Genomic DNA, 20,390 nt, shown 5'->3' with positions numbered 1-20,390 from the left:
TGTCCAGGCACTATGACCAACCGTTACCAACCGGACCCGGCGGGTGACCGGCTCGCCGCCGGTCGCGCGCCGCCCGGATGAACTGGTTGGACTCCGGGCGGTACATGAACACGACCGCGGCGATCTCGATGACCATCACGACCAACGAGAAGGCGACGTCGACGCCCGTGATGGCGACCCCGCTGAGCTCCCGGACCAGCGCGGTGCCGACCAGCGCGACCAGGAGCACCGTGAGCAGCGCGTTGAACACCCCGAACCCGCCGAAGACGGTGAGCACGACGCGGGCCCAGTTGCGGCCTTCCAGCAGCCGCCTGGACAACAGCACGTACACCAGCAGGATCATCGCCTTGAGCAGGAACGTGAACATGATCCCGCTGTTGGCCGCGGCGTCCAGGTCCTGCTGGCTCATCTCCGGTTGCAGCTGGCGAAGTTCGGCGATCAGCCTCGGCCGGTCGACGAGCTGGATGAACGCCTGCACGACACCGACCAGCACCGCCCCGATCCACAGCCAACGCGCCAGCAGCAACGACCGCGGCACCGACGGATCCGGTTGCGGTCGGCCGAATGCGTCCACCTGCTGCCCCAACTCGGTCATGCCCGTGCGTCCCGCAGCCACCCCGCGGCCTCGACCGCCCAATAGGTCAGGACGATGTCCGCACCTGCCCGGCGGATCGAGGTCAGCGTCTCCAACACGGTGCGCTGCCGGTCCAGCCAGCCGTTGGCGACCGCAGCCTCGATCATCGAGTACTCACCGGACACCTGGTAGGCGGCCACCGGCACGTCGGCAACTTCCGCGACGTTGCGCACAACGTCCAAATAGGACATCGCCGGTTTGACCATCACCAGGTCGGCGCCCTCGGCGAGGTCCAGGTCCACCTCGCGCAGCGCTTCCCGGCCGTTGGCCGGGTCCTGCTGGTAGGTCTTGCGGTCGCCCTTCAACTGCGAGTCGACCGCGTCGCGGAACGGGCCGTAGAACGCCGAGGCGTACTTCACCGAGTAGGCGAGGATCGAGGTGTCGCTGAAGCCCGTCGCGTCCAACGACTCGCGGATCACGCCGACCTGGCCGTCCATCATGCCGCTGGGACCCACCACGTGTGCCCCGGACTGGGCCTGCGCCACGGCCATCTCGCCGTAGAGCTGGAGCGTGCGGTCGTTGTCCACGGAGCCGTCGTCGTCCAGCACGCCGCAGTGCCCGTGATCGGTGAACTCGTCCAGGCACAGGTCGGCCATCAGGACGGTGTCGTCGCCGACCTCGGCGGCAACGTCGCGCAGCGCGACGTTGAGGATGCCGTCCGGGTCGACCGCGCCCGAACCCACCGCGTCCCGCTGCGCGGGCACGCCGTAGAGCATCAGGCCACCTACCCCGGCGCTGACCGCGTCGACCGCGGCCTTGCGCAGCGAATCCCGGCTGTGCTGCACGACACCGGGCATCGACGGGATCGGCACCGGCTCGCCGACGCCCTCGCGAACGAACATCGGCAGCACCAGGTGCCGCGGCTCCACGGACGTCTCGGACACCAAGCGGCGCACGGCGGCGTTTCGCCGCAGGCGACGCGGACGGTGCGAGGGATACATAACAGCGGCTCCCCAGGCAGACTCGGCGGGGTGACACCACGAGCCTAACGACCCGAGGAACCCTCGGGTCGAGGGCGTCGGATCAGCGATCCGGTCGCGGCTCGCCGGACCCTGTCGACCACCCGCGGGGAACTGCCCTGTTTCGAAGCGACGCCGCTCCCGCTGGGGTGCAGCCACCCGAAACGAGCACGGAGACGGGTTGTCAGCCTTTACCCGAACGTAATGACGAGGTCTGGCCGGAAGCCGGGTGGACCAATTAGAGTCAGCGCATTCAATTCTTCTCACTGTGAGAGTAATTGTGGCCGACACTTCCCTTTCCCGCGTGTCCAACCGCAGCACCGTCCTGGCGGCGCTGCTGTCCGGCCATGAGATGGATCGCCAGCAACTGATCCGCGACACCGGCCTGAGCCGGGCAACGGTGTTCCGCATCGTCGACGACCTGATGTCCGGCCAGCTGGTGCTGGAACGCCGCCGCATCCTGCGGGAGGGCCCTGGGCGCAATTCCACGGCCGTCGGGTTCAACGGCCGTTCCGCGGTGGTGTGCGGCGTGGACCTCGGCGGCACCCACTGCCGCGTGCTCGTTTCCGATGCGCTGGGCCGACCGCTGATCCGCAGCCGGGACGCCACCCCGCGGCAACTCCCGGCCGAAGCGCTCGCGCGGTGGGTCGCGGAGCGCATCAGCGGGCTGGTGCGTGACCACGGTGCGGGCATCCCCCTGCACGCGGTGACGATCGGCCTACCCGGTGCCGTCGCGGGGGACAGCAAGACGGTCGTCGGTTCGCACAACCTCGAACAGATCCAGGGAACCGCCTTCATAGCGGAAGTCTCGCGGCTGCTGCGGGTCCCGACGATCATCGCCAACGATTCGAACCTGGCCCTGCTCGGCGAGCGCCAATACGGCTCGCTGCCCGAGTCGGAGACCGCCGTGCTGCTGAGCATGGGCACCGGGCTGGGGGTCGCGATCTCGATCAACGGCCAGATCCTCACCGGCGCGGGCGGGCTGCTCGGCGAGTTCGGCCGACTGCGACTGCCGGGGCGGACGCACCGGCTCCGGGACCTCATCTCCGGGGCTGGTCTCGCCGCGTACGCGCGGGACCGGGGCATCGACGTGGCGTCCACCTCATCGCTGTTCGCCGACCGCGAGAAGTACGGTGCGCTGCTGCACGAGGTCGACGAGGCGATCACCCACCTCGTCTCCATCGTCGCACTCGCCTACGAACCGCGAACCGTGGTGCTCACCGGCGGCTTCTCCGATTCCTTCACCGGGGCAGCGCTGCACCGCATCAGCGACGAGGTCGCGGCGACGGTCGGCGTCCGCACCGTCATCAAGAAGTCCGCCCTCGGTGACTCGGCCGGGCTGCTCGGGGCGATGGCCTCCTCGCTGTCCCGCCTGTACACGGCCTTGGGGGTCAGTCCGGATCACCTCGCCTCGATCGACGTCGACCGCGAGCAGATCCTCGGCCAGCTCGAAAGCTGCGCAATCGACGAACCGAAGGAGCGAAAGGAATGAGCCGAACACGATCGCGTTTCGCGCTCGCCGCACTGTCGGTCGCGGTCCTCGCGTTGAGCGGGTGCGGCGGCGCGGGCCCCAGCGGCGAATCGGACAACACCCTCACCATCTGGATGATGACCGGCGGCCCCGGTGATAGCCCGCTCGTCCAGGACGTCAACGCCGAGTTCGCCCGCCAGCACCCCGGCGTCCAGGTGCACGTCGAGATCCAGCAGTGGGACAACATCGTCACCAAGCTGACCACGGCGCTGGCCACCAACAACCCGCCCGACATCGTCGAGATGGGCAACACCCAGACCCCGCTGCAGACCTACTCGGGCGGGCTCGCCGAACTCGACCGCAATTCCTTCGAGGACTCCGCGAACTGGCTGTCCGGACTGGCCGCGCCATCGGAGTACGACGGGAAGTTGTACGCGACGCCGCTGTACGGCGGGACCAAAGTGGTGATGTACAACAAGGAACTGTTCGCGGCCGCCGGTATCACCGAACCCCCGAAGACCATCGAGCAGCTTGAGCAGGACTGCCGGGTGCTCGCGGCGAAGAACACCGCGGTGCCCAACTTCTCCGGCTTCTACATGCCCGGCGAGTACTGGTTCGCGGGCGTGCCGTTCCTCTTCGGAAAGGGCGCGAACGTCGCGAAGCAGTCCGACGGCAAGTGGACCGCGACGATGAGCGACGCCAAGTCCGTCGAGGGCCTGCAGGCGTGGCAGAACTTCCAGAACACCTGCTCCACCCCGTCGTCGGTGGGCGTCAACACGACGGACCCGGACCAGACGCAGATCTTCGCCGACGGCAAGGCCGCGATGCTGTACGTGAAAGCGTGGGAACCGGCCAGCGTGCTGGAGAAGAACCCCGCGCTGGCCGACAAGATCGGTTTCTTCCCGATGCCCGGATTCACCGCGGACGCGTCGCTGCCGGTCATCGTCTCCGGTTCCACGATCGGCATCGCCACCAACAGCCCGGACCAGGCGCTGGCCAAGGACTGGCTGCGGATCATCACCTCGAAGACGTTCCAGCAGAAGATGGCGCAACAGTTGAACCTGCTGCCGATCGTGCCCGGTTTCCTGCCCGCCGAAGGAGTTCCGGAGCAGCTCACCGTCGCCGCGCAGGCCAGCGGGCACAGCTTCCCGCTGCCGAACAGCCCCGGCGAGGCGACGTTGGAGAACGAGCGCTACAACGAGCAGTTCTTCTCGAAGATCGCCAGCGGCGCGGACATCGCCCAGTCGGCCGCCGAGTACGACAAGCACGCCACCGACGTGTTCAACAAGCAGGGCGGTTGAGCCCGATGAACCCCGTGCGGTCACGGTGAAGTGGCGGTGATGATGCTCGAACGGCAACGAACGCCCGCGGTGCGGCAGCTCCGGCGCCGGAGCGCCATCCAGTCCTCGGGTCTGCCCTGGGCGATGATCGCGCCAGCCGTGCTGGTGATCCTCGTCGTGCTCGGCTACCCGCTGGTGCGGCTGGCGATCCTGTCCTTCCAGGACTTCGGGTCCCGGTCGTTGTTCACCGGGGAGGCGGACTTCGCCGGACTGGAGAACTTCACCCGTGCGCTCGGCGACTCCGAGTTCTGGGAAGTGCTGGGCCGCACGGTCGTCTTCACGGTGGTCTGCGTGACCGCCCTGATGGTGCTGGGCTTCCTGATCGCCCACCTGCTGCTGGGCGTGTCGCCGTGGGTGCGGGTGGTCACCACGGCGTGCCTGGTCCTGGTGTGGGCCATGCCCATGGTGGCGGCCACGCTGGTGTGGCAGTGGATGTACCAGCCGCTGTACGGCGTGGCGAACTGGCTGCTCACCCAGTTGCGGGTGCTGGGTGATCTCTCCGCGCACAACTGGCTGGCCAACCCCACGGAGGCGCTGGGCCTGATCGTCCTGCTGGTGGTGTGGAAGGGGCTTCCGTTCATCGCCCTGACCATGTTCGCCGCGCTGGGTCAGATCCCGGAGTCGCTGTACGAGGCGGCCCGCCTGGACGGCGCGGGGACCTTCGCCACCTTCCGCCGGATCACCATCCCGATCATGCGGCCGGTCCTGGCGGTGCTGGCGATCCTGGAGGTGATCTGGTCGGTGAACTCGTTCACGCCGATCTGGGTCCTCACCCAGGGCGGTCCGTCCGGGCAGACCACGACCCTGGGCGTGTACGCCTACCTCACTGCGTTCAACGCGAACGATTACGGCGCGGGTGCGGCGATCGCCGTGCTGACCGTCATCCTGCTCGCCGTCTTCGCCGCCGTGTACGTCAAGAAGGTCGCCGCCCAGGGAGAGACCCCATGAGCAGCCGTACCAGAACGCGCCGAAACGCCAAGAACGTCCTCGCGCTGCTGGTGGCCGCGGTGATGATCTTCCCGGTCTACTGGATGTTCGCCACGTCCCTGAAGACTCCCGGGCAGATCCTCAGCGACGTGCCGCAGTTCATCCCGTGGCCGCCCAGCGTGGAGAACTTCCGGCGCGCGCTGGACCAGCCGGAGTTCTGGACCTTCGCGCGCAACTCCCTGGTCGTGTCACTGTCCACAGTGGCGCTTTCCATGCTGATCGCGCTGGGCGCCTCGATCGCCGTCGTCCGCTTCTCGTTCCGCGGGCGACGGCTCTTCCTGGTGGTCCTGGTGCTGGTGCAGATGATCCCGCAGTCGGCCATGATCATCCCGATCTACCTGATGCTGCGCTCGGTCAACGCGCTGGACTTCCTGCCCGGCCTGGTCGCCACCTACCTGACCTTCGTGCTGCCCTTCACGATCTGGACGCTGCGCGGCTTCGTCGCGGGCGTGCCGGTCGAACTGGAGGAGGCAGCGATGGTCGACGGTTGCAGCCGCCTGCGCGCCTTCGTGCAGATCCTGCTGCCGCTGCTGATGCCGGGTGTGGTGGCCACGTCGATCTTCGCCTTCGTCTCGGCGTGGGACGACTACCTGTTCGCCTACGTGCTGATGAAGTCGCAGGGCAACTACACGCTGCCGGTCTGGCTCGTCTCGTTCCAGACCCAGGAGGGCGTCGACTACGGCGCAATGATCGCCGCGTCGTCGATCTTCTCCGTTCCGGTGCTGGTCTTCTTCCTGTTCGTGCAGCGCAGGCTGGTCGGCGGGATGACCGGCGGCGCGGTGAAGGAGTGAGAACAGTGAGGACCGCATGAACGACCTGTCCCGACTCGCCCACGGCGTCCTGTTCCCGGCGCTGGGCCGGACCACCGTCACGCGCTGGGCCAAGGAACGCATCGAGGCCGGACTGGGCGGATTCGTCCTGTTCGGCAAGGACATCAGCTCCGGCGAGCAGTTGCGGGAGCTGACCGCGGCGCTGCACGGGCTCGGCGACCACGTGCTGCTGGCGATCGACGAGGAAGGCGGCGACGTCAACCGGCTGGAAGACCACGGCGGCACTTCGGTTCCCGGCAACCACGCGCTCGGTCGGCTGGGCGATCCGGACCGGACCAGGCAGGCCGCCCTCCAGATCGGGCTTTCGCTGGTCGAGGCCGGGATCGACTGGGACCTCGCGCCCGCGGTGGACACCGCGGTCAACCCGATGAGCCCGAACGGGATCCGCTGCTTCGGCTCGGACCGCGCGCTGGTCAGCGAGCACGCGGCGGCCTGGGTCGAGGGGCTGCAGGAGGCGGGCGCGAGCGCCTGCGCGAAGCACTTCCCAGGACATGGCCTCAGCGGCACGGACGCGCACCTCGGCACGCCCACCGTTGCGCTCTCGCGGGCCGAACTCCTAGACCACTACCTGGATCCGTTCCGCTCGGCGATCGCCGCCGGCGTCGACAGCATCATGGTGTCGCACGTCCGGCTGCCCGAGATCGATGAGGTGCCCGCCACCATCAGCGCGGCGGTGCTCACCGGAATCCTGCGCGGCGAACTGGGATTCGACGGCGTGGTCATCACCGATGCCCTGGAGATGCACGGAATCCGGGATGTCGCGGGCCTTCCCGAGGCCGCGGTGCGGGCCATCGCGGCTGGCGCCGACGCGCTTTGCCTCGGCGCCTGGGCGTACAACGAAGACGTCGACGCGGCCGTCAGCGCTTTGGTGGGCGCGGTGCGGGACGGCACGTTGAGCGAGCAACGGCTGGCCGAGGCCAACGAGCGGATCGCCCGGCTCGGCAACCGGCCGAAGTCCACCGCGAGTCACGACGACTCGGTGGGGCGGCAACTCGCGGAAGATGTCGTTGTCGTGCACGGCGATCCGGTGCTGCGCGGGAAGCGGGCCCTGGTCATCCGGCTGGACCCGACGCACTCACCGGCCGCTGGCAAGGCGTCCTGGGGCGTCGAGCAACCGCTGCGGGACGCCGGTGTGGACCTGGAGGTGGTGGCGGTCAACGGCAGCACCTACAACGGCGACGGCATGGTCCGGGCGGAACTCGGCCAGTACCTCGACGAGTGCGGCCCCGACGCGGACGTGGTCGTGCTGACCAGGAGTTCCCACCGGTTCGACTGGCAGCGCCCGATCCTGGACCGGCTGCGGGAGCGCCACCCGCAGGCGGTGATCGTCGACATGGGCGTCCCCGGTGACGACTTCTCGGGCTTCCGAGGCTGGATCCAAACCTTCGGAGCAGCAAGAGTGTGCTCGCAGGCGGCGACCCACCGCCTGCTCGGAACCCGCGGCTTTTCGAGGTGAGGGGCACCCGTGACCAAGTAACTGGGTCACGGGCGCCCCTCACCCATCACTCGAAAGCTGGACAGGTACCGGATCTGCTCACCAGCTGTGGTGAACTCACGATCCCGCATCGTGCCGTCGGTTTGACGTTGCTGCACAGCGGCTTCCGCGCCCTGGGACGCGCGGACGTCGCCGACGTGTGCGCCGACGCGGCGCGGCGTTGGTTCGCCGCGGACCGCGCCTATCCCTTCGCCTGGGAGCTGTCCGGGCAGGACTTCCTCTCACCCGGTCTCTGCGAGATCGAGCTGCTGGGCGAGGTGCTCGCGCGGACGAATTCCGGCCCTGGTTCGAAGAATTCGCCGGGAACCTCTTCGGCGCGGACGGGCGGGTGGTGCTGGAACCAGTGGCGGTGCGCGATCCGACCGACGGCCACTTCGCCCACCTCCTCGGGCTCAACCTCTCCCGAGCAGCGCAGCTGTTCGGCCTCGCCCGGAAGCTCGGCGCCGACGAGCGGGCGGCTGCGCTGCGCGAATCAGCCCAGCGACACCTGGCGGCGGGTCTGCCGTTCGCCGACGGGGGCGATTTCGTCGTGTCCCACTGGCTGGCCACGTTCGCGCTGCGCGCTCTCGAAGCACGGCAGAACAACTGAGTGATCTTGTTTTTGAAGCGGCGAAGCCGCTTGGCCACCCTCGCAGCTGGCACCGCCGCGGGTTCTCAGAAGCCTTCTCGCGAGGACAGCCCCGACGTGGCGTATCGGCATACATGATGTCGGGGATCCCGGAGTCGAGAAGGCTTCCGAGGTTCCGCTACCCGCACCACAACGCAGAACGAGCTTGGACGACAGGTTCAAAACGGCGGCTGGGCGGAGGTTTCCCCACCCAGCCGCCGTTTCGGCTGAAGCGATCAGCTGCGGCGTGCGCGCTTCGCCTTGCGCGGCGGCGGTAGCGCGCCTTCGGCGCGCAGCCTGGCCGCGTGCGCGGCGAGCGCATCCACCAGGTCCTCCACTCGCGGGACCTCCGGCTGCACGTCCACCCGCAGGCCGAACTCCTTGGCCGTTTCCGCGGTGTTCGGACCGATGCAGGCCACCAGCGTCCGGGCGTGCGGCTTGCCCGCTATGCCGACCAGGTTGCGGACCGTGGACGACGAGGTGAAGCACACCGCGTCGAACCCACCGGTCTTGATCATCTCGCGGGTTTCCGCTGGCGGCGGCGCGGCCCGAACCGTGCGGTAAGCCGTGACGTCGTCGACCTCCCAGCCGCGCTCGCGCAGCCCGGCCGACAGCGTCTCGGTGGCGATGTCCGCACGCGGCAGCAACACCCGGTCGACCGGGTCGAGGATGTCGTCGTGCGGCGGGAAGTCGTGCAGCAGGCCCTCGCTGGACTGGTCACCGGAAGGCAGCAGCTCCGGCACGATGCCGAAGGAACGCACCTTCGCCGCGGTGGCGTCGCCGACGCAGGCGATCTTGACCCCGGAGAAGGCCCGCGCGTCCAGCCCGAACTCGCCGAACTTCTCCCACACCGCGCGCACCGCGTTGGCCGAGGTGAACACCACCCACTGGTAGCGGCCGTCGACCAGGCCCTTGACCGCGCGCTCCATCTGCGCAGGGCTGCGCGGCGGCTCGACCGAGATCGTCGGCACCTCGTGCGACACGGCGCCGTGCGACCACAGCCGGTCGCTCATCGCCCCGGCCTGTTCCTTGGTGCGCGGCACCAGCACCTTCCAGCCGTACAGCGCGCGGGACTCCCACCAGGACAGCTTGCCGCGCTCGGAAGCGATGTCGCCGATGGTCACCACCAGGTGGCCTTGCAGCTCACCGGCATCGGCGGCCAGCGAGGCCAGCGTCGTGTCGATGGTGCGCTGCGCGACCGTGGTGCCGGAGGCGGTCACCGCCACCGGGGTCTGCGCGGGATTGCCGTGCTCGACCAGCCGCGACGCGGCCTCTGCCAGGTGGCTGCCGGTGGTGTGCAGCACCAACGCGCCGGGCACCGCGGCCAGCGACGCCCAGTCCACATCACCTCGGACATCCACCTCGGTGTGCACCGCGCCGAGCGCGACACCGGCGTAGGCCGGGACCGCGCTGCCGCTGGAAACACCGGGGATCACGTCGAAAGCGGCGCCGGTCTTGGCGACCTCCCGCACCTCGCGGACCACCGCGTCGGCGGTCAACGGGTCGCCAGCGACCAGCCGCACCACCGTGCGGCCGGTCGACGCCTCGTTCGTCAGGTCTTTGGCCACGTCCGCCGGGTCGCCCACGGCGGGGCGCACCTCGGCGCCGTCAGCGGCCAGGCCGATGATGTCGGCGGGTACGTCCGGGTCGGTCACCAGCAGGGCGGCTCGGGTGATCACGTCCCGGCCCCGAACGGTGAGCAGTCCCGCGTCACCGGGACCGGAGCCCACGAAAGCAATCCGTCCGGGGGTCTTGCGTGCTCGGGTCATCAGGGCACTCCCCATCAACTACTGCCGGGACCGCTGAGCAAAGCGGCCCTGGCTTCGAGCAGCTGGGCGGCCAACTCCCGGCCCAGCTGTTCGGCGGCGGTCGTCTCACCAGTGATGGAGGCGCGCACCAAACGATCGTCGTCGGTCGCCACCACCCCGCGCACGGACAGCCGCAGCGCCACGCGCCCGTCCTCGTCGAGGTCATCCACCACTTCGGCCAGCGCGCCGACCGGCGCACTACAGCCCGCTTCGAGCGCGGCCAACATGGCGCGCTCGGCGGCCACCGCGGCGCGGCTGGCCTGATCGTCCAAAACGGACTGCAGCAGGTGCTCGGTGTCCACGTCGTCGACGCGGCATTCCACCGCCAACGCGCCCTGAGCGGGCGCGGGCAGCATCAGCAGTGGATCGAGCGTTTCCGTGATCACCGCAAGCCGACCCACACGGGCCAGCCCGGCTCTGGCGAGCACGACGGCGTCCAGCTCACCGTCGGTCACCTTGCGCATGCGAGTGTCCACATTGCCGCGGATGCCGCGCACCTCCAGCCCCAGGCCAAGGGCCCGCAGCTGGCTGGCGCGGCGCGGCGAACCGGTGCCCACAACGGACCCCGGAGGCAATTCGCCGAGCGTCAGACCGTCCCGCGCCACCAGGGCGTCCCGCGGGTCTTCCCGCAGCGGGACGGCAGCCAGTGACAGCCGGGGGTCTGGTGCGGTCGGCAGGTCTTTGTAGGAGTGCACCGCGACATCCACCTCGCCGGAGGCGAGCGCTTCGCGCAGCGCGGAAGTGAAGACGCCGACGCCGAGCTCGGCGATCGGGGCCATCGAACGATCGCCCGGTGTGGTCACGGTGACCAGCTGGGTCGGGTAACCAGCCTTCTCCAGCTCCTCGGCCACCTGCGAACTCTGCGCCATTGCCAGGGCGCTGCCGCGGGTACCGATGCGGAGGGTCTTGTTCAACGGTCCTCACCGTCCTGTCCAGCTCGATCGCGCAGCCGAGCCTGGGCGACGGTGGCTCCACCGGGCAGGCCGTCGTCGGCCTGCGGGATCCCGAGCACCGCGGTGGCCTGCGGATCGAGTTCGAAAAGCTCTCGTAGCGCGTCGGCGTACCCGACCCCACCGGGTGTCGACGCCAGTTGCTTGACCCGGACCGTCGGCGTGTGCAGGAGCTTGTCCACCACGCGCCGGACCGTGCGCGTGAGTTCGTCGCGCACATCGCCGTCCAGCTCGGGCAGCCGCGAGTCCAGCCGCAGCAGCTCGCTGTCCACCACCTCGGCGGCCCGCTTGCGCAACGCGGTCACGGTCGGGGTCACCTCGGCCGAGCGCTGCGCGGCGAGGTAGTTGCGCACTTCTTCGGCGACGACCTGCGCGGCCCGCTCGGACTCGGTGCCGCCCTGCTTGTCCCACAGCCGCTGCTGCAGGCTCTCCAGGTCGACGACGGTCACGCCGGGCAGATCGGCGACCTCGGCCGCGATGTCGCGAGGCAGGCCCAGATCGCAGCACAGCAGCGGCCGGTCGTCGCGAACGGTCAGCGCGGCGGCCACCACGTCTTCGGTCACCACGGCACCGACCGCGCCGGTGCAGGTCACCACCAGATCGGCGGCGGCGATCGCGCTGCACAGATCGGCCAGGTCCGCCGCGCGGGCCACGACACCATCAGCGCGCAGCGACTCCGCCAGCCGAGCACCGTTGGCCGCGGTGCGGTTGGCGATCACGACCTCGCCGATGCCGGCGCGCTTGAGCTGCGCGGCGGCCAAACCGCCCATCGAGCCCGCGCCGATGACCAGTGCGCTGCGCCCGGCCAGGCCGTTGAGCGCGATCTCGGCGTCGGCGAGCGCCTCGGACACCACCGACGCGCCTTCACCGTCGATGCCGGTCTCGGTGTGCACCCGCTTGCCGACCCGCAGGGCCTGCTGCGCGAGCTCGTGCAGCGTCTTGCCGACCGTGCCCGCCTCGTCGGCGGTGCCGTACGCCTGCCGCAGCTGGCCGAGTATCTGCGCCTCGCCGACGACCATCGAGTCCAAGCCCGCGGACACCGAGAACAGGTGCTCCACCGCGGCGCCCGCGTAGAAGACGTACAGGTGATCAGCGAGTTCGGCGACTTCCGCGCCCGCGTGCCGGGCCAGCACCGAGGTCACGTCGTCCAGGCCGCCGTGGAAGGTCTCCGCGACCACGTAAACCTCGACCCGGTTGCAGGTCGAGAGGACCAGCGCCTCGCACACGTGCTCGCGCCGGAGAAGTTCGTCGAGGATCTTGGTGACTTCGTCCGCGCTGATCGCGACGCGCTCCAGCGCCCGGACCGGGGCGCTGTGGTGGGAAATCCCGACGGTGAGCAGGTTCACAGCCGTTCCACCATCCTGTCCGCCGATCCGATTTCACCTGGCACCTGGCCGCCGGGGCCCGGCGGGCCGATGTCCGCGCCGTCCACTTCGGACCGCCCGGCCGCTTCCTGCTGACGCCGGGCCACGTGAAACGACAGGATCTGCATCTCCACCGCCAAGTCGACCTTGCGCACCTCGACGTCCTCGGGAACCTGCAGCACGACGGGCGCGAAGTTCAGGATGCACGTAACGCCCCCAGCGACCAAACGATCACAGACCTCCTGGGCGCCCTGCACCGGTGTGGCGATGACGCCGATGGTCACTTCGCGGTCGGCGCAGACCTCGACGATGTCATCGATGTGGTTGACCGGGATACCGCCGACCGGCACACCGATCAGGTCGGGGTCCAGGTCGAACAGCGCCGACACCGGGAAGCCCCGGCTGGGGAAGCCGCCGTAGTTGGCCAGCGCGTGACCGAGGTTACCGATCCCGACCACCGCGACGCTGTGCTTGCGGGTCAGCCCGAGGGTGCGCTCGATCTGCCCGATGAGCACCGCCACCTCGTAACCGACACCACGGGTGCCGTAGGAGCCGATGTAGGACAGGTCCTTGCGCAGCTTCGCGGAGTTGACCCCGGCGGCGACGGCGAGTTCGTCGCTGGACACCGTGCCAACGTTCTGGTCGGCCAGCCCGGACAGGGCGCGCAGGTAGACAGCTAGCCGGGCGACGGCCGCCTCCGGGATCGCCCTGGCACGTTCCCGCGCCGCGGGCACCTCGACCGCTGGCGACTGCTTGGGCTCGGTCCGGGATTCGGCCTCGGCCTGCCCATCACCGTCCTGCACGTCCGCTCCGTGGGCCGTCACGCTGGATCTCCCTCGCCCTGCCTGCTGCACTGGCCTAACTTCTGCCTGGCCGCCGCGCTCCCGCACGCAACCGCCACCGTCCACTTCCCGACATCGCTGCGCGGACCGGGGAGCCGACGCCGACCGGTCTGCTCTCTCGGCGGCCTCGGCGTTGCCCGCGAGCACCGCTGGCAAAACCGGCGGCCCGACACACCTGATCCGCTGATCCACACCGAGAATCCGGCGACCCGACCCGTACACGTTAGCCAATTTGTGAACGCATGCACAAAGTCGCTGGGCCGAACTGCCACCGGAGGTGCAAACCCGCCCTCCATCATTGCCGATAGCCCCCCGACGTGCCAAAACGCGTGGTCCAGGGCACGTGAGCGACGTCGCGACGGCAAGATCACCTCTTCAGCGCGCCAGGGCCCGGCGCAACCGGTCCTCCTCGACCTTCCAGTACCCGTGCTCGGCACCATCGATCAAGATCACCGGGACCCGGTCGCCGTATTCGGCGCGCAGCTCCGGGTCGGTGTCCACGTCCTCCGCCGCCCAGCGCACACCGAGCTCGGCGCAGATCCGCCGCACGTCCGAGATCGCGTCCGCACATGCGTGGCAACCCTCGCGGGTCATCACCGTCACCTCGTGCATGCCTTCGCTCCAGGAGAAATTCGGGCCGGTTCGCGACTTCCAACCTACCCAGCGGACCACGACCGCAGGGACGGCGAGCACATCACCGATCGCACTGGTCACGTGTCCAAAATCACCTATCAGAATTACACGCCAGCCCCAAGCGAACACTCTGCGCAACCAAACCATCACCGAGAAGTACTACCTACTTCTGAGTAACAACACGTATGCTGCTCCAACGCACACGCCCCCGGCGTCACCCAGGCCGAGTCTGGAGGCCCGAATGAGCGACACCCCCGCGCTCTACGCGGCTGTCGGAGGCGGGTGTCCCGCAGGACACCGCGACATGACACCGGCACCGGTGCGTCCCACCAGCACCAGGCCGGTCCGCCAACGACGGCAGGAGGTCGCAAGAGATGAGCAGCCCGAAGACGCTCGCACCCCCCGCCCCGACCGCCCCGTTCCGCAGCGTCGACGCCCCGGTTCCCCCGCCAGGAACCGGGAGCTGGGCCTACGTCAGCGCCGCGCAGCAGGGCGACAACGACGCCTTCGGACACCTCTACGACGAATACGCCCAGATCGTCTACCGCTACGTGCTGTTCCGGGTCAGCGACCACTGCCTGGCCGAGGACATCACCAGTGAGACCTTCCTGCGGGCGCTGCGCCGGATAGCCTCGATCAGCTACCAGGGCCGCGATGTGGCGGCGTGGTTCATCACCATCGCCAAGAACCTCATCCTGGACCACATCAAGTCCAGCCGGAACCGGTTGGAGATCCCCACCTCGGACCTCACCGACAACGTGCCGGTGCACCGGGCGCACCTCGGTCCGGAACAGCTCGTGCTCACCGAAGCCACCCATCGCGAGCTGCTGCGCTGCGTTCGACAGCTCAACGCCGACCAGCGGGAATGCATCCGGCTGCGGTTCCTGCAAGGGCTGTCGGTTACCGAGACCGCTGTCGCGATGCAGCGCAACGAAGGCGCGGTGAAGGCCCTGCAGCACCGGGCGATCCGACGATTGGCCCAGCTGCTGCCGGATGATCTCCGCTGACCGCTGACCGCCCCGGCGGTGGTGCGCAAGCGTGCTTGAAGTCAGGTCTTAAGCTAGAACCCTGCTTCAGCCGGTTCGGCCCGGATCGGCGAGCCGAGAAGACTTCGCACGATCACACCGGAGGACCCCCGGGGGAGGCGCGGCGGTGCCGACACGTCAAGGCTCAGCCGATGGCGCGGATCAGCACGGCTCGCGCGCGCCCGGAGCAAACCAGATCGACAGCGCGAAGGTCGCCGGTCGCGCGTCCGCCGAAGCCGCCGTTGCCGCCGCGCCCGGCCTGGACGGCTCGCTGGCCACTCCGCCGGACCTCACCGCCGCAGCGTTCTTCGACGTCGACAACACGATGATGATGGGCGCCTCGCTGTTCCACTTCGCCCGCGGCCTGGCCGCCCGGAAGTTCCTCACCGCGACCGATTTGGCCGGGTTCGCCTGGCAGCAGCTGAAGTTCCGGGTCGGCGGCCGGGAGAACCCGCAGGACATGCAGGCCAGCCGGGAGCAGGCGCTGTCGTTCGTGGCCGGGCGCAAGGTTGCCGAACTGGTCGAGCTCAGCGAGGAGATCTACGACGAGCTGATGGCGGACCGGATCTGGGCGGGCACCCGAGCGCTGGCCCAGATGCACCTGGACGCGGGCCAGCGGGTGTGGCTGGTAACGGCAACTCCGGTGGAGCTGGCGCAGATCATCGCGCGGCGGCTCGGGCTCACCGGCGCGCTTGGCACGGTCGCGGAGAGCGCGGGCGGCGTCTACACCGGGCGGCTGGTCGGCGAAATGCTGCACGGCCGGGCGAAGGCGCACGCGGTGCGCGCGCTGGCCACCAGCGAGGGCCTGGACCTGCGCCGCTGCACCGCGTATTCCGACTCGGCCAACGACATCCCGATGCTCTCGGCGGTCGGCACCGCGGTCGCGGTGAACCCGGACCAGCGCCTGCGCGACATCGCCCGAGCCAGGGGCTGGGAAGTCCGCGACTTCCGGACGGGGCGCAAGGCGGCCCGGATCGGTCTGAACTCGATGCTCGGAGCCAGCGCCATCGCCGGAGCTGTGGCAGCGGGCCTCGCCTACCGCCGCCGCGACCGGTCGTGACCCAGTCGTGAGTGCGCAGCCGGGCTCCAGCCCGGTTGCGCACGCACGACCCCTGGCCGATCACTCGCCGCCGATGTCGACCATCCAGGTGATGCCGAACTTGTCCGCGCACATCCCGAAGACGTCGCCCCACATCTGCTTTTCCAGCGGAACCGACACCGTGCCTCCTTCGGCGAGCTTCTCCCAGTAGCGGCGCAGGTCGTCAGCGTCGTCCCCGCTGAGGCTCACCGAGATGTTGTTGCCCGGTTTGTGTTCCATCCCGGGCGGGGTGTCGGCGCCCATGAGCGTGAAGCCGCGGTCGGTTTCGAGCATGGCGTGCATGATCTTGTCGGCCTCCGGTGCGTCCTTCGCGCCGAAGTCCCCGAAGGTGTTCAGCACCAGGTTGCCGCCGAAGACGCTCTTGTAGAACTCCATGGCTTGCCGGGCATTTCCGTCGAAGCTGATGTACGGGTTGAGCCGTGAGGTCACCGGATTCTCCTCAGCAGTAAGGAAATCGTCGTAACGTGGTCGGTCCGGGCAGGCTAACCGGATGCGGCGAACGCTGCCCGGCACGACATCTTGGCAACCATCCCCGACAGAACGGCCGTGACGAGAGTTGGGCCGGTGCGGTGGCATCCCCGTCCATCGCACCGGCCCGTCCGAAGGCCGGGCGCGCCCCTCCCGCCTGCGCGCCCGGACATCGGGGGCATCGAGGAATTCGGCGGGATGATCACCCCGAGGATCGACTGCCGCGCCACCGCTCGGGGCGGATCATCCTGCGCATAGCTCGTGATCCATCCTTGCCATGCCGGTGGAGTTCGCGCATTTCCGAAGCCCGCGGATCAGCGGACCGGGTGGCCGGGGTCAGCGCCGCGCCGTCTCCCGATCCTCGCCACCGGCCTGCTCCGGCACGCTGGCCGGGCGGGCCAGGGCGCGGATCAGTTCGTCGTCCTCGACCGAGGCGACGATGGTGTCGCCGGGCTGGGACCTCGCCGCCGAGCAGCAGCCGGCAAATCCGGTTGTCCAGTTCGGACTGGATGGTGCGGCGCAGCGGCCGGGCGCCGAACCGCGGCTGGTAGCCGCGCTTGGTCAACCACTGCTTGGCCCGGTCGGTGATCTCCAGGTCGACCTCCTGGGCGCGCAGCAACCGCTTGCTGCGGTCCAGCAGCAGGTCGACGATGTGCGCGAGGTCGTCCTGGGCGAGCCGGTGGAAGATGATGATCTCGTCGATGCGGTTGAGGAACTCCGGCGCGAACCCGGCGTGCAGGTCGTCCAGCAGCGCGTCGCGGATCTCCTCCACCGGGCCCTCGTGCGCGAGGATCCGGTGCGCGCCGATGTTGCTGGTCTCCTCGGCCCGGCCGACCACCAGGTCGAGCATGCCCGCGCGGGCTTCGGTGGTGAGGTCGCGGCCGTACTCGTCCAGGGTCGGGGTGTCGCTGCTCGGCGCGGTGACCGGCGTGCCCTCGGCTGCGGCGGAGCGTTCGACGCGCTCGCGGAGCCGGTCGGTGTTGATCTCCTGCGAATCCAGCAGCTGCACCGCGGCCGCGTCCGGATCGTCGAGCAGCGCGGCGAGGATGTGCTCCGGTCCGATGCAGCACAAATAGACCAACGGACCGACCCGTCCGCAACGCGGCACCCACCAGAACCCCGCCTTGCAATCCACCGCCCGCGGGCTCCGACCGGTGCGGGATCAGCCGAGGAAGACGTTGGTGCGTTGGGAGAGCAGGCGGTAGAGGGTCTGCTGGATGATCTCGCGGACCTGGTCGCTGAGGCCGAACACCAGCATCGGGTCGTCCGCCGCACCCTCCGGGTACGACGAGGTCTCGATCGGCTCCCCGAACTCGATGTACCACTTCGACGGCAACGGCACCGCACCCAACGGCCCGAAGTGCGGGAACAACGGCGTGACCGGGAAGTACGGGATGCCGAGCAGCCGCGCCAGCGGCTTGATGTCCGCCAACTTCGGGTAGATCTCCTCGGCGCCCACGATGGCGCAAGGCACGATCGGCGCCCCGGTGCGCAACGCCGCCGAGACGAACCCGCCGCGCCCGAAGCGCTGCAGCTTGTACCGGTCCTTGAACGGCTTGCCGATGCCCTTGAATCCCTCCGGCCAGACCCCGACCAGTTCGTCGTTGGTCAACAGCCGCTCCGCGTCCGGATTGCAGGCCAGCGTGTGCCCGGCCTTGCGCGCCAGCGCGCCGAGCACCGGCAGCTCGAACACCAGGTCGGCGCCGAGCATCCGCAGGTGCCGGTGCGCGGGGTGGTGATCGTGCACCGCCACCGTGGTCATCAGCGCATCCCAGGGCAGCGTGCCGGAGTGGTTGGCGACCACGAGCGCACCTCGCTCGCCGGGCAGGTGGTGCCCGCCGATCACCTCGACCCGGAACCACTTCTCGTAGAACGGCCGCAGCATGCGGAGGAAGACCTCGTCGGTCAGCTCCTCGTCGAAGCCGAACTCGTCGACCCGGTAGTCGCCGAGCAGGCGTCGGCGGGCGAACGCCAGCACGTCGATGACGGCGTCTTCCCAACCCGGCTCGCCCGGAACCGGCGGTTCGGGAACGCCGGTGCGCTCCCGGTCCGCCGGGCGCAGCGGGATCACCTGCGCATCCGCCATCACGCCTCCGTATCTCGCGGCGCACCCGGTCGGCTTACACGAGCGCGGAACACGCAATTGTCGCTCATGACGCCCCAGCATCCCGTGGGACACCCACACCCGGTCGGCTTACACGAGCGCAGAACGCGCAATTGTCGCTCATGACGCCTCCATCACCGCAGCTTCGCCAAGAGTTCCCCGGCGCTGCGTTCCACTGCCATGACGTTCTCCGGATCGACCACCGGTTTCAGCCCCCGGCCGCGGACGAAGTCGTCGAACGCCTGCAGGGTTGTCCAGCGCGGGGTGAAGCCGAACTCCTCGCGGAGCTTGGTGGTGTCCAGCACCCGGCCGAAGTTGAGGTACCGCAGCTGCTCCGGCGAGAAGTCCACCAGCCGCGCGCTGCGGAAGAACTGGGTCAGCGGCGACACCGCCATGCTGGGCAGCGGCATCGGGATCCGACCGGCCCGCCGGATGGCCTGCGAAAGCATCAGCACCCCGTCACCGGCGACGTTGAACACGCCCGGCTTGTCCGCCAGCGTCGCCCGCTCCAGCACCGCCAGCGCGTCCTCGGAGTGCAGCAGTTGCAGCCGCGCGTCGAAGCCGAACACGGTCGGCACCACGGGCAGCGCGAAGTAGCGGGTGAGCATGGCGTCGATGCGCGGGCCGATCAGGTTGCTGAACCGCAGCGTGGTGATGTCCACCTCGGGCCGCCGCCGACCGAAGCCGCGCACGTAACCCTCGATCTCCACCGCGTCCTTGGCGTAACCCGACGACGGCAGATCCCTCGGTTCCATGTCCTCGGTGAACACCGCTGGATCCCGCGAGCTCGACCCGTAGACCGCGCAGGTCGAGCGGACCACCACCTTGCGCACCAGCGGCGACTGCTGGCAGGCGGCCAGCAGCTGCATGGTGCCGATGACGTTCATCTCCTTCATGGTGACCCGACCATCGGGCCCGGAATGGGAGTTGACCGCCGCGTGCACCACGGTGTCGACCTTGGCGTTCGCGATCACCTTGGTGATCAGCGGGTTGCGGATGTCGGCGCGGACGAACTCGGTGCGGCCCATCCGGCGCAGCAGATCGCGGCCGGGTTGCACGGTGTCCACCCCGAGGACGCGCTCCACCGCCGGGTTGGCCGCCAGCCGCGCGGCGAGGTGACCGCCCAGGAAGCGGCTGACCCCCGTCACCAGCACGACATTCGGCCCCATGTGTCCCCCTGCGCTGCTCCGGCACGGTCGCCGACTGCGATGCTACCGCCGAACGGCCCGATCACCTGCGTACGACGGGGTTACCAGACCGGGTCGGTTGCACGTCCGACGTGAACTCCTGGGCACGCAAAAACAACCGCCGCCGACCCAGCTCGGTCGGCGGCGGCAGTGGGTCACTTGCCCAACTTGCGGCGCTGAACGCGGGTCTTGCGGAGCAGCTTGCGATGCTTCTTCTTGGACATGCGCTTGCGGCGCTTCTTGATGACCGAGCCCATGCGGACTCCTTCACTCTGGACGGCGGTTCGAACGTCTTCCGTGCCGGTGCAGCCGCATGAGCGCGCGCACCTGGCACGACCGACCCAAAACTTTACCTGCCCAGGTACTCGGCCCTTTCGCCGTGGTCCTCGAAACGCCGGGCGCGGTGACCGGACACCTCCGCCGCGGACCGCGGCACATCGCGTCGCGTCCGGTGGAGGTGCCAGTCAGCTGGTTTCGCGCACCTGTCCTCGATCTCGTCCGGGCAGCCGCTCAGCCCACCCGCACGACTCGCGCGCCGCGGGGTGCCACCACCCCGCACGGCTGGGCCAGACGAGCTCAGAACAGAT

At 69.3% G+C, this 20,390-nt stretch carries 19 protein-coding genes and 1 pseudogene; 8 read left to right on the top strand and 12 right to left on the bottom strand.

Going from position 1 to position 20,390, the window contains the following annotated elements:
* Positions 1-10: 10 nt before the first annotated feature.
* Both MOQ72_RS06195 and hemB read right to left on the bottom strand, forming a co-directional pair.
* Positions 11-595 (bottom strand): hypothetical protein, encoded by a 585-nt coding sequence (locus MOQ72_RS06195; protein ID WP_242181108.1) that lies wholly within the window; start codon positions 593-595, stop codon positions 11-13.
* On the bottom strand, positions 592-1,575 hold the full coding sequence (gene hemB, locus MOQ72_RS06190) for a porphobilinogen synthase (protein WP_242181107.1): 984 nt from the start codon (positions 1,573-1,575) through the stop codon (positions 592-594). The genes MOQ72_RS06195 and hemB overlap by 4 nt, the downstream gene beginning before the upstream one ends.
* A gap of 322 nt (positions 1,576-1,897) precedes the next feature.
* Between hemB and MOQ72_RS06185 the strand changes: the two genes are divergently transcribed.
* From MOQ72_RS06185 to MOQ72_RS06160, 6 genes and pseudogenes are all read left to right on the top strand, one after another.
* On the top strand, positions 1,898-3,085 hold the full coding sequence (locus MOQ72_RS06185; RefSeq protein ID WP_242181106.1) for an ROK family protein: 1,188 nt from the start codon (positions 1,898-1,900) through the stop codon (positions 3,083-3,085).
* Complete coding sequence (locus MOQ72_RS06180) at positions 3,082-4,365, top strand: extracellular solute-binding protein (protein ID WP_242181105.1); 1,284 nt, start codon at positions 3,082-3,084, stop codon at positions 4,363-4,365. The genes MOQ72_RS06185 and MOQ72_RS06180 overlap by 4 nt, the downstream gene beginning before the upstream one ends.
* A gap of 39 nt (positions 4,366-4,404) precedes the next feature.
* Positions 4,405-5,352, top strand: a complete 948-nt coding sequence (locus tag MOQ72_RS06175) for a carbohydrate ABC transporter permease (RefSeq protein WP_242181104.1) — start codon at positions 4,405-4,407, stop codon at positions 5,350-5,352.
* Positions 5,349-6,182: a carbohydrate ABC transporter permease gene (locus MOQ72_RS06170; protein WP_242181103.1), complete on the top strand. Its 834-nt coding sequence runs from the start codon at positions 5,349-5,351 to the stop codon at positions 6,180-6,182. Before MOQ72_RS06175 ends, MOQ72_RS06170 begins: the two co-directional genes overlap by 4 nt.
* A gap of 16 nt (positions 6,183-6,198) precedes the next feature.
* The gene (locus MOQ72_RS06165; protein WP_242181102.1) at positions 6,199-7,677 is read left to right on the top strand and encodes a glycoside hydrolase family 3 protein; all 1,479 of its coding nucleotides are present in this window, start codon (positions 6,199-6,201) and stop codon (positions 7,675-7,677) included.
* Positions 7,623-8,305 (top strand): annotated as a pseudogene (locus MOQ72_RS06160) (DUF2891 family protein). Before MOQ72_RS06165 ends, MOQ72_RS06160 begins: the two are co-directional and overlap by 55 nt.
* 254 nt (positions 8,306-8,559) lie before the next feature.
* Here MOQ72_RS06160 and MOQ72_RS06155 read toward each other — a convergent pair.
* The 5 genes from MOQ72_RS06155 to MOQ72_RS06135 all read right to left on the bottom strand — a co-directional run bounded on the left by MOQ72_RS06155 (position 8,560) and on the right by MOQ72_RS06135 (position 13,899).
* Complete coding sequence (locus tag MOQ72_RS06155) at positions 8,560-10,092, bottom strand: bifunctional uroporphyrinogen-III C-methyltransferase/uroporphyrinogen-III synthase (RefSeq protein ID WP_242181100.1); 1,533 nt, start codon at positions 10,090-10,092, stop codon at positions 8,560-8,562.
* Between the two features lie 14 nt (positions 10,093-10,106).
* Positions 10,107-11,045, bottom strand: a complete 939-nt coding sequence (gene hemC, locus MOQ72_RS06150) for a hydroxymethylbilane synthase (RefSeq protein ID WP_242181099.1) — start codon at positions 11,043-11,045, stop codon at positions 10,107-10,109.
* Entirely contained in the window at positions 11,042-12,427 is a 1,386-nt protein-coding gene (locus MOQ72_RS06145; protein WP_242181098.1) for a glutamyl-tRNA reductase, read from the bottom strand. Before MOQ72_RS06145 ends, hemC begins: the two co-directional genes overlap by 4 nt.
* Entirely contained in the window at positions 12,424-13,269 is an 846-nt protein-coding gene (locus MOQ72_RS06140; protein ID WP_372495300.1) for a redox-sensing transcriptional repressor Rex, read from the bottom strand. The genes MOQ72_RS06145 and MOQ72_RS06140 overlap by 4 nt, the downstream gene beginning before the upstream one ends.
* A 393-nt stretch (positions 13,270-13,662) precedes the next feature.
* Positions 13,663-13,899 carry a glutaredoxin family protein gene (locus MOQ72_RS06135; protein WP_242181319.1) on the bottom strand — a complete coding sequence of 79 codons (237 nt, stop codon included), beginning with the start codon at positions 13,897-13,899 and terminating at the stop codon, positions 13,663-13,665.
* Between the two features lie 395 nt (positions 13,900-14,294).
* Here MOQ72_RS06135 and MOQ72_RS06130 point away from each other — a divergent pair, with 395 nt between their 5' ends.
* Both MOQ72_RS06130 and MOQ72_RS06125 read left to right on the top strand, forming a co-directional pair.
* Positions 14,295-14,927, top strand: a complete 633-nt coding sequence (locus tag MOQ72_RS06130; RefSeq protein ID WP_242181097.1) for a sigma-70 family RNA polymerase sigma factor — start codon at positions 14,295-14,297, stop codon at positions 14,925-14,927.
* 214 nt (positions 14,928-15,141) lie between these two features.
* Complete coding sequence (locus tag MOQ72_RS06125) at positions 15,142-16,005, top strand: HAD family hydrolase (RefSeq protein WP_242181318.1); 864 nt, start codon at positions 15,142-15,144, stop codon at positions 16,003-16,005.
* 60 nt (positions 16,006-16,065) lie between these two features.
* Here MOQ72_RS06125 and MOQ72_RS06120 read toward each other — a convergent pair whose 3' ends face one another.
* From MOQ72_RS06120 to MOQ72_RS06100, 5 genes are all read right to left on the bottom strand, one after another.
* Positions 16,066-16,473, bottom strand: coding sequence for a VOC family protein (locus tag MOQ72_RS06120; protein WP_242181096.1), 408 nt, complete (start codon positions 16,471-16,473; stop codon positions 16,066-16,068).
* A gap of 241 nt (positions 16,474-16,714) precedes the next feature.
* The gene (locus MOQ72_RS06115) at positions 16,715-17,647 is read right to left on the bottom strand and encodes a ClpB D2-like domain containing protein (protein WP_242181095.1); all 933 of its coding nucleotides are present in this window, start codon (positions 17,645-17,647) and stop codon (positions 16,715-16,717) included.
* Between the two features lie 27 nt (positions 17,648-17,674).
* Entirely contained in the window at positions 17,675-18,598 is a 924-nt protein-coding gene (locus MOQ72_RS06110) for a lysophospholipid acyltransferase family protein (RefSeq protein ID WP_242181094.1), read from the bottom strand.
* Positions 18,599-18,750: 152 nt separating this feature from the next.
* Complete coding sequence (locus MOQ72_RS06105) at positions 18,751-19,785, bottom strand: NAD-dependent epimerase/dehydratase family protein (protein ID WP_242181093.1); 1,035 nt, start codon at positions 19,783-19,785, stop codon at positions 18,751-18,753.
* A gap of 173 nt (positions 19,786-19,958) precedes the next feature.
* Positions 19,959-20,060 carry a 30S ribosomal protein bS22 gene (locus MOQ72_RS06100; protein ID WP_010241351.1) on the bottom strand — a complete coding sequence of 34 codons (102 nt, stop codon included), beginning with the start codon at positions 20,058-20,060 and terminating at the stop codon, positions 19,959-19,961.
* Between the last annotated feature and the right edge of the window lie 330 nt (positions 20,061-20,390).

Origin of the sequence: Saccharopolyspora soli, assembly GCF_022678645.1 — a bacterium.
GTDB classification, from domain to species: Bacteria; Actinomycetota; Actinomycetes; order Mycobacteriales; family Pseudonocardiaceae; genus Saccharopolyspora; species Saccharopolyspora soli.
The sequence above is the reverse complement of the archived record's forward strand: the minus strand, read 5'-3'. Positions and strand labels throughout refer to the sequence as shown.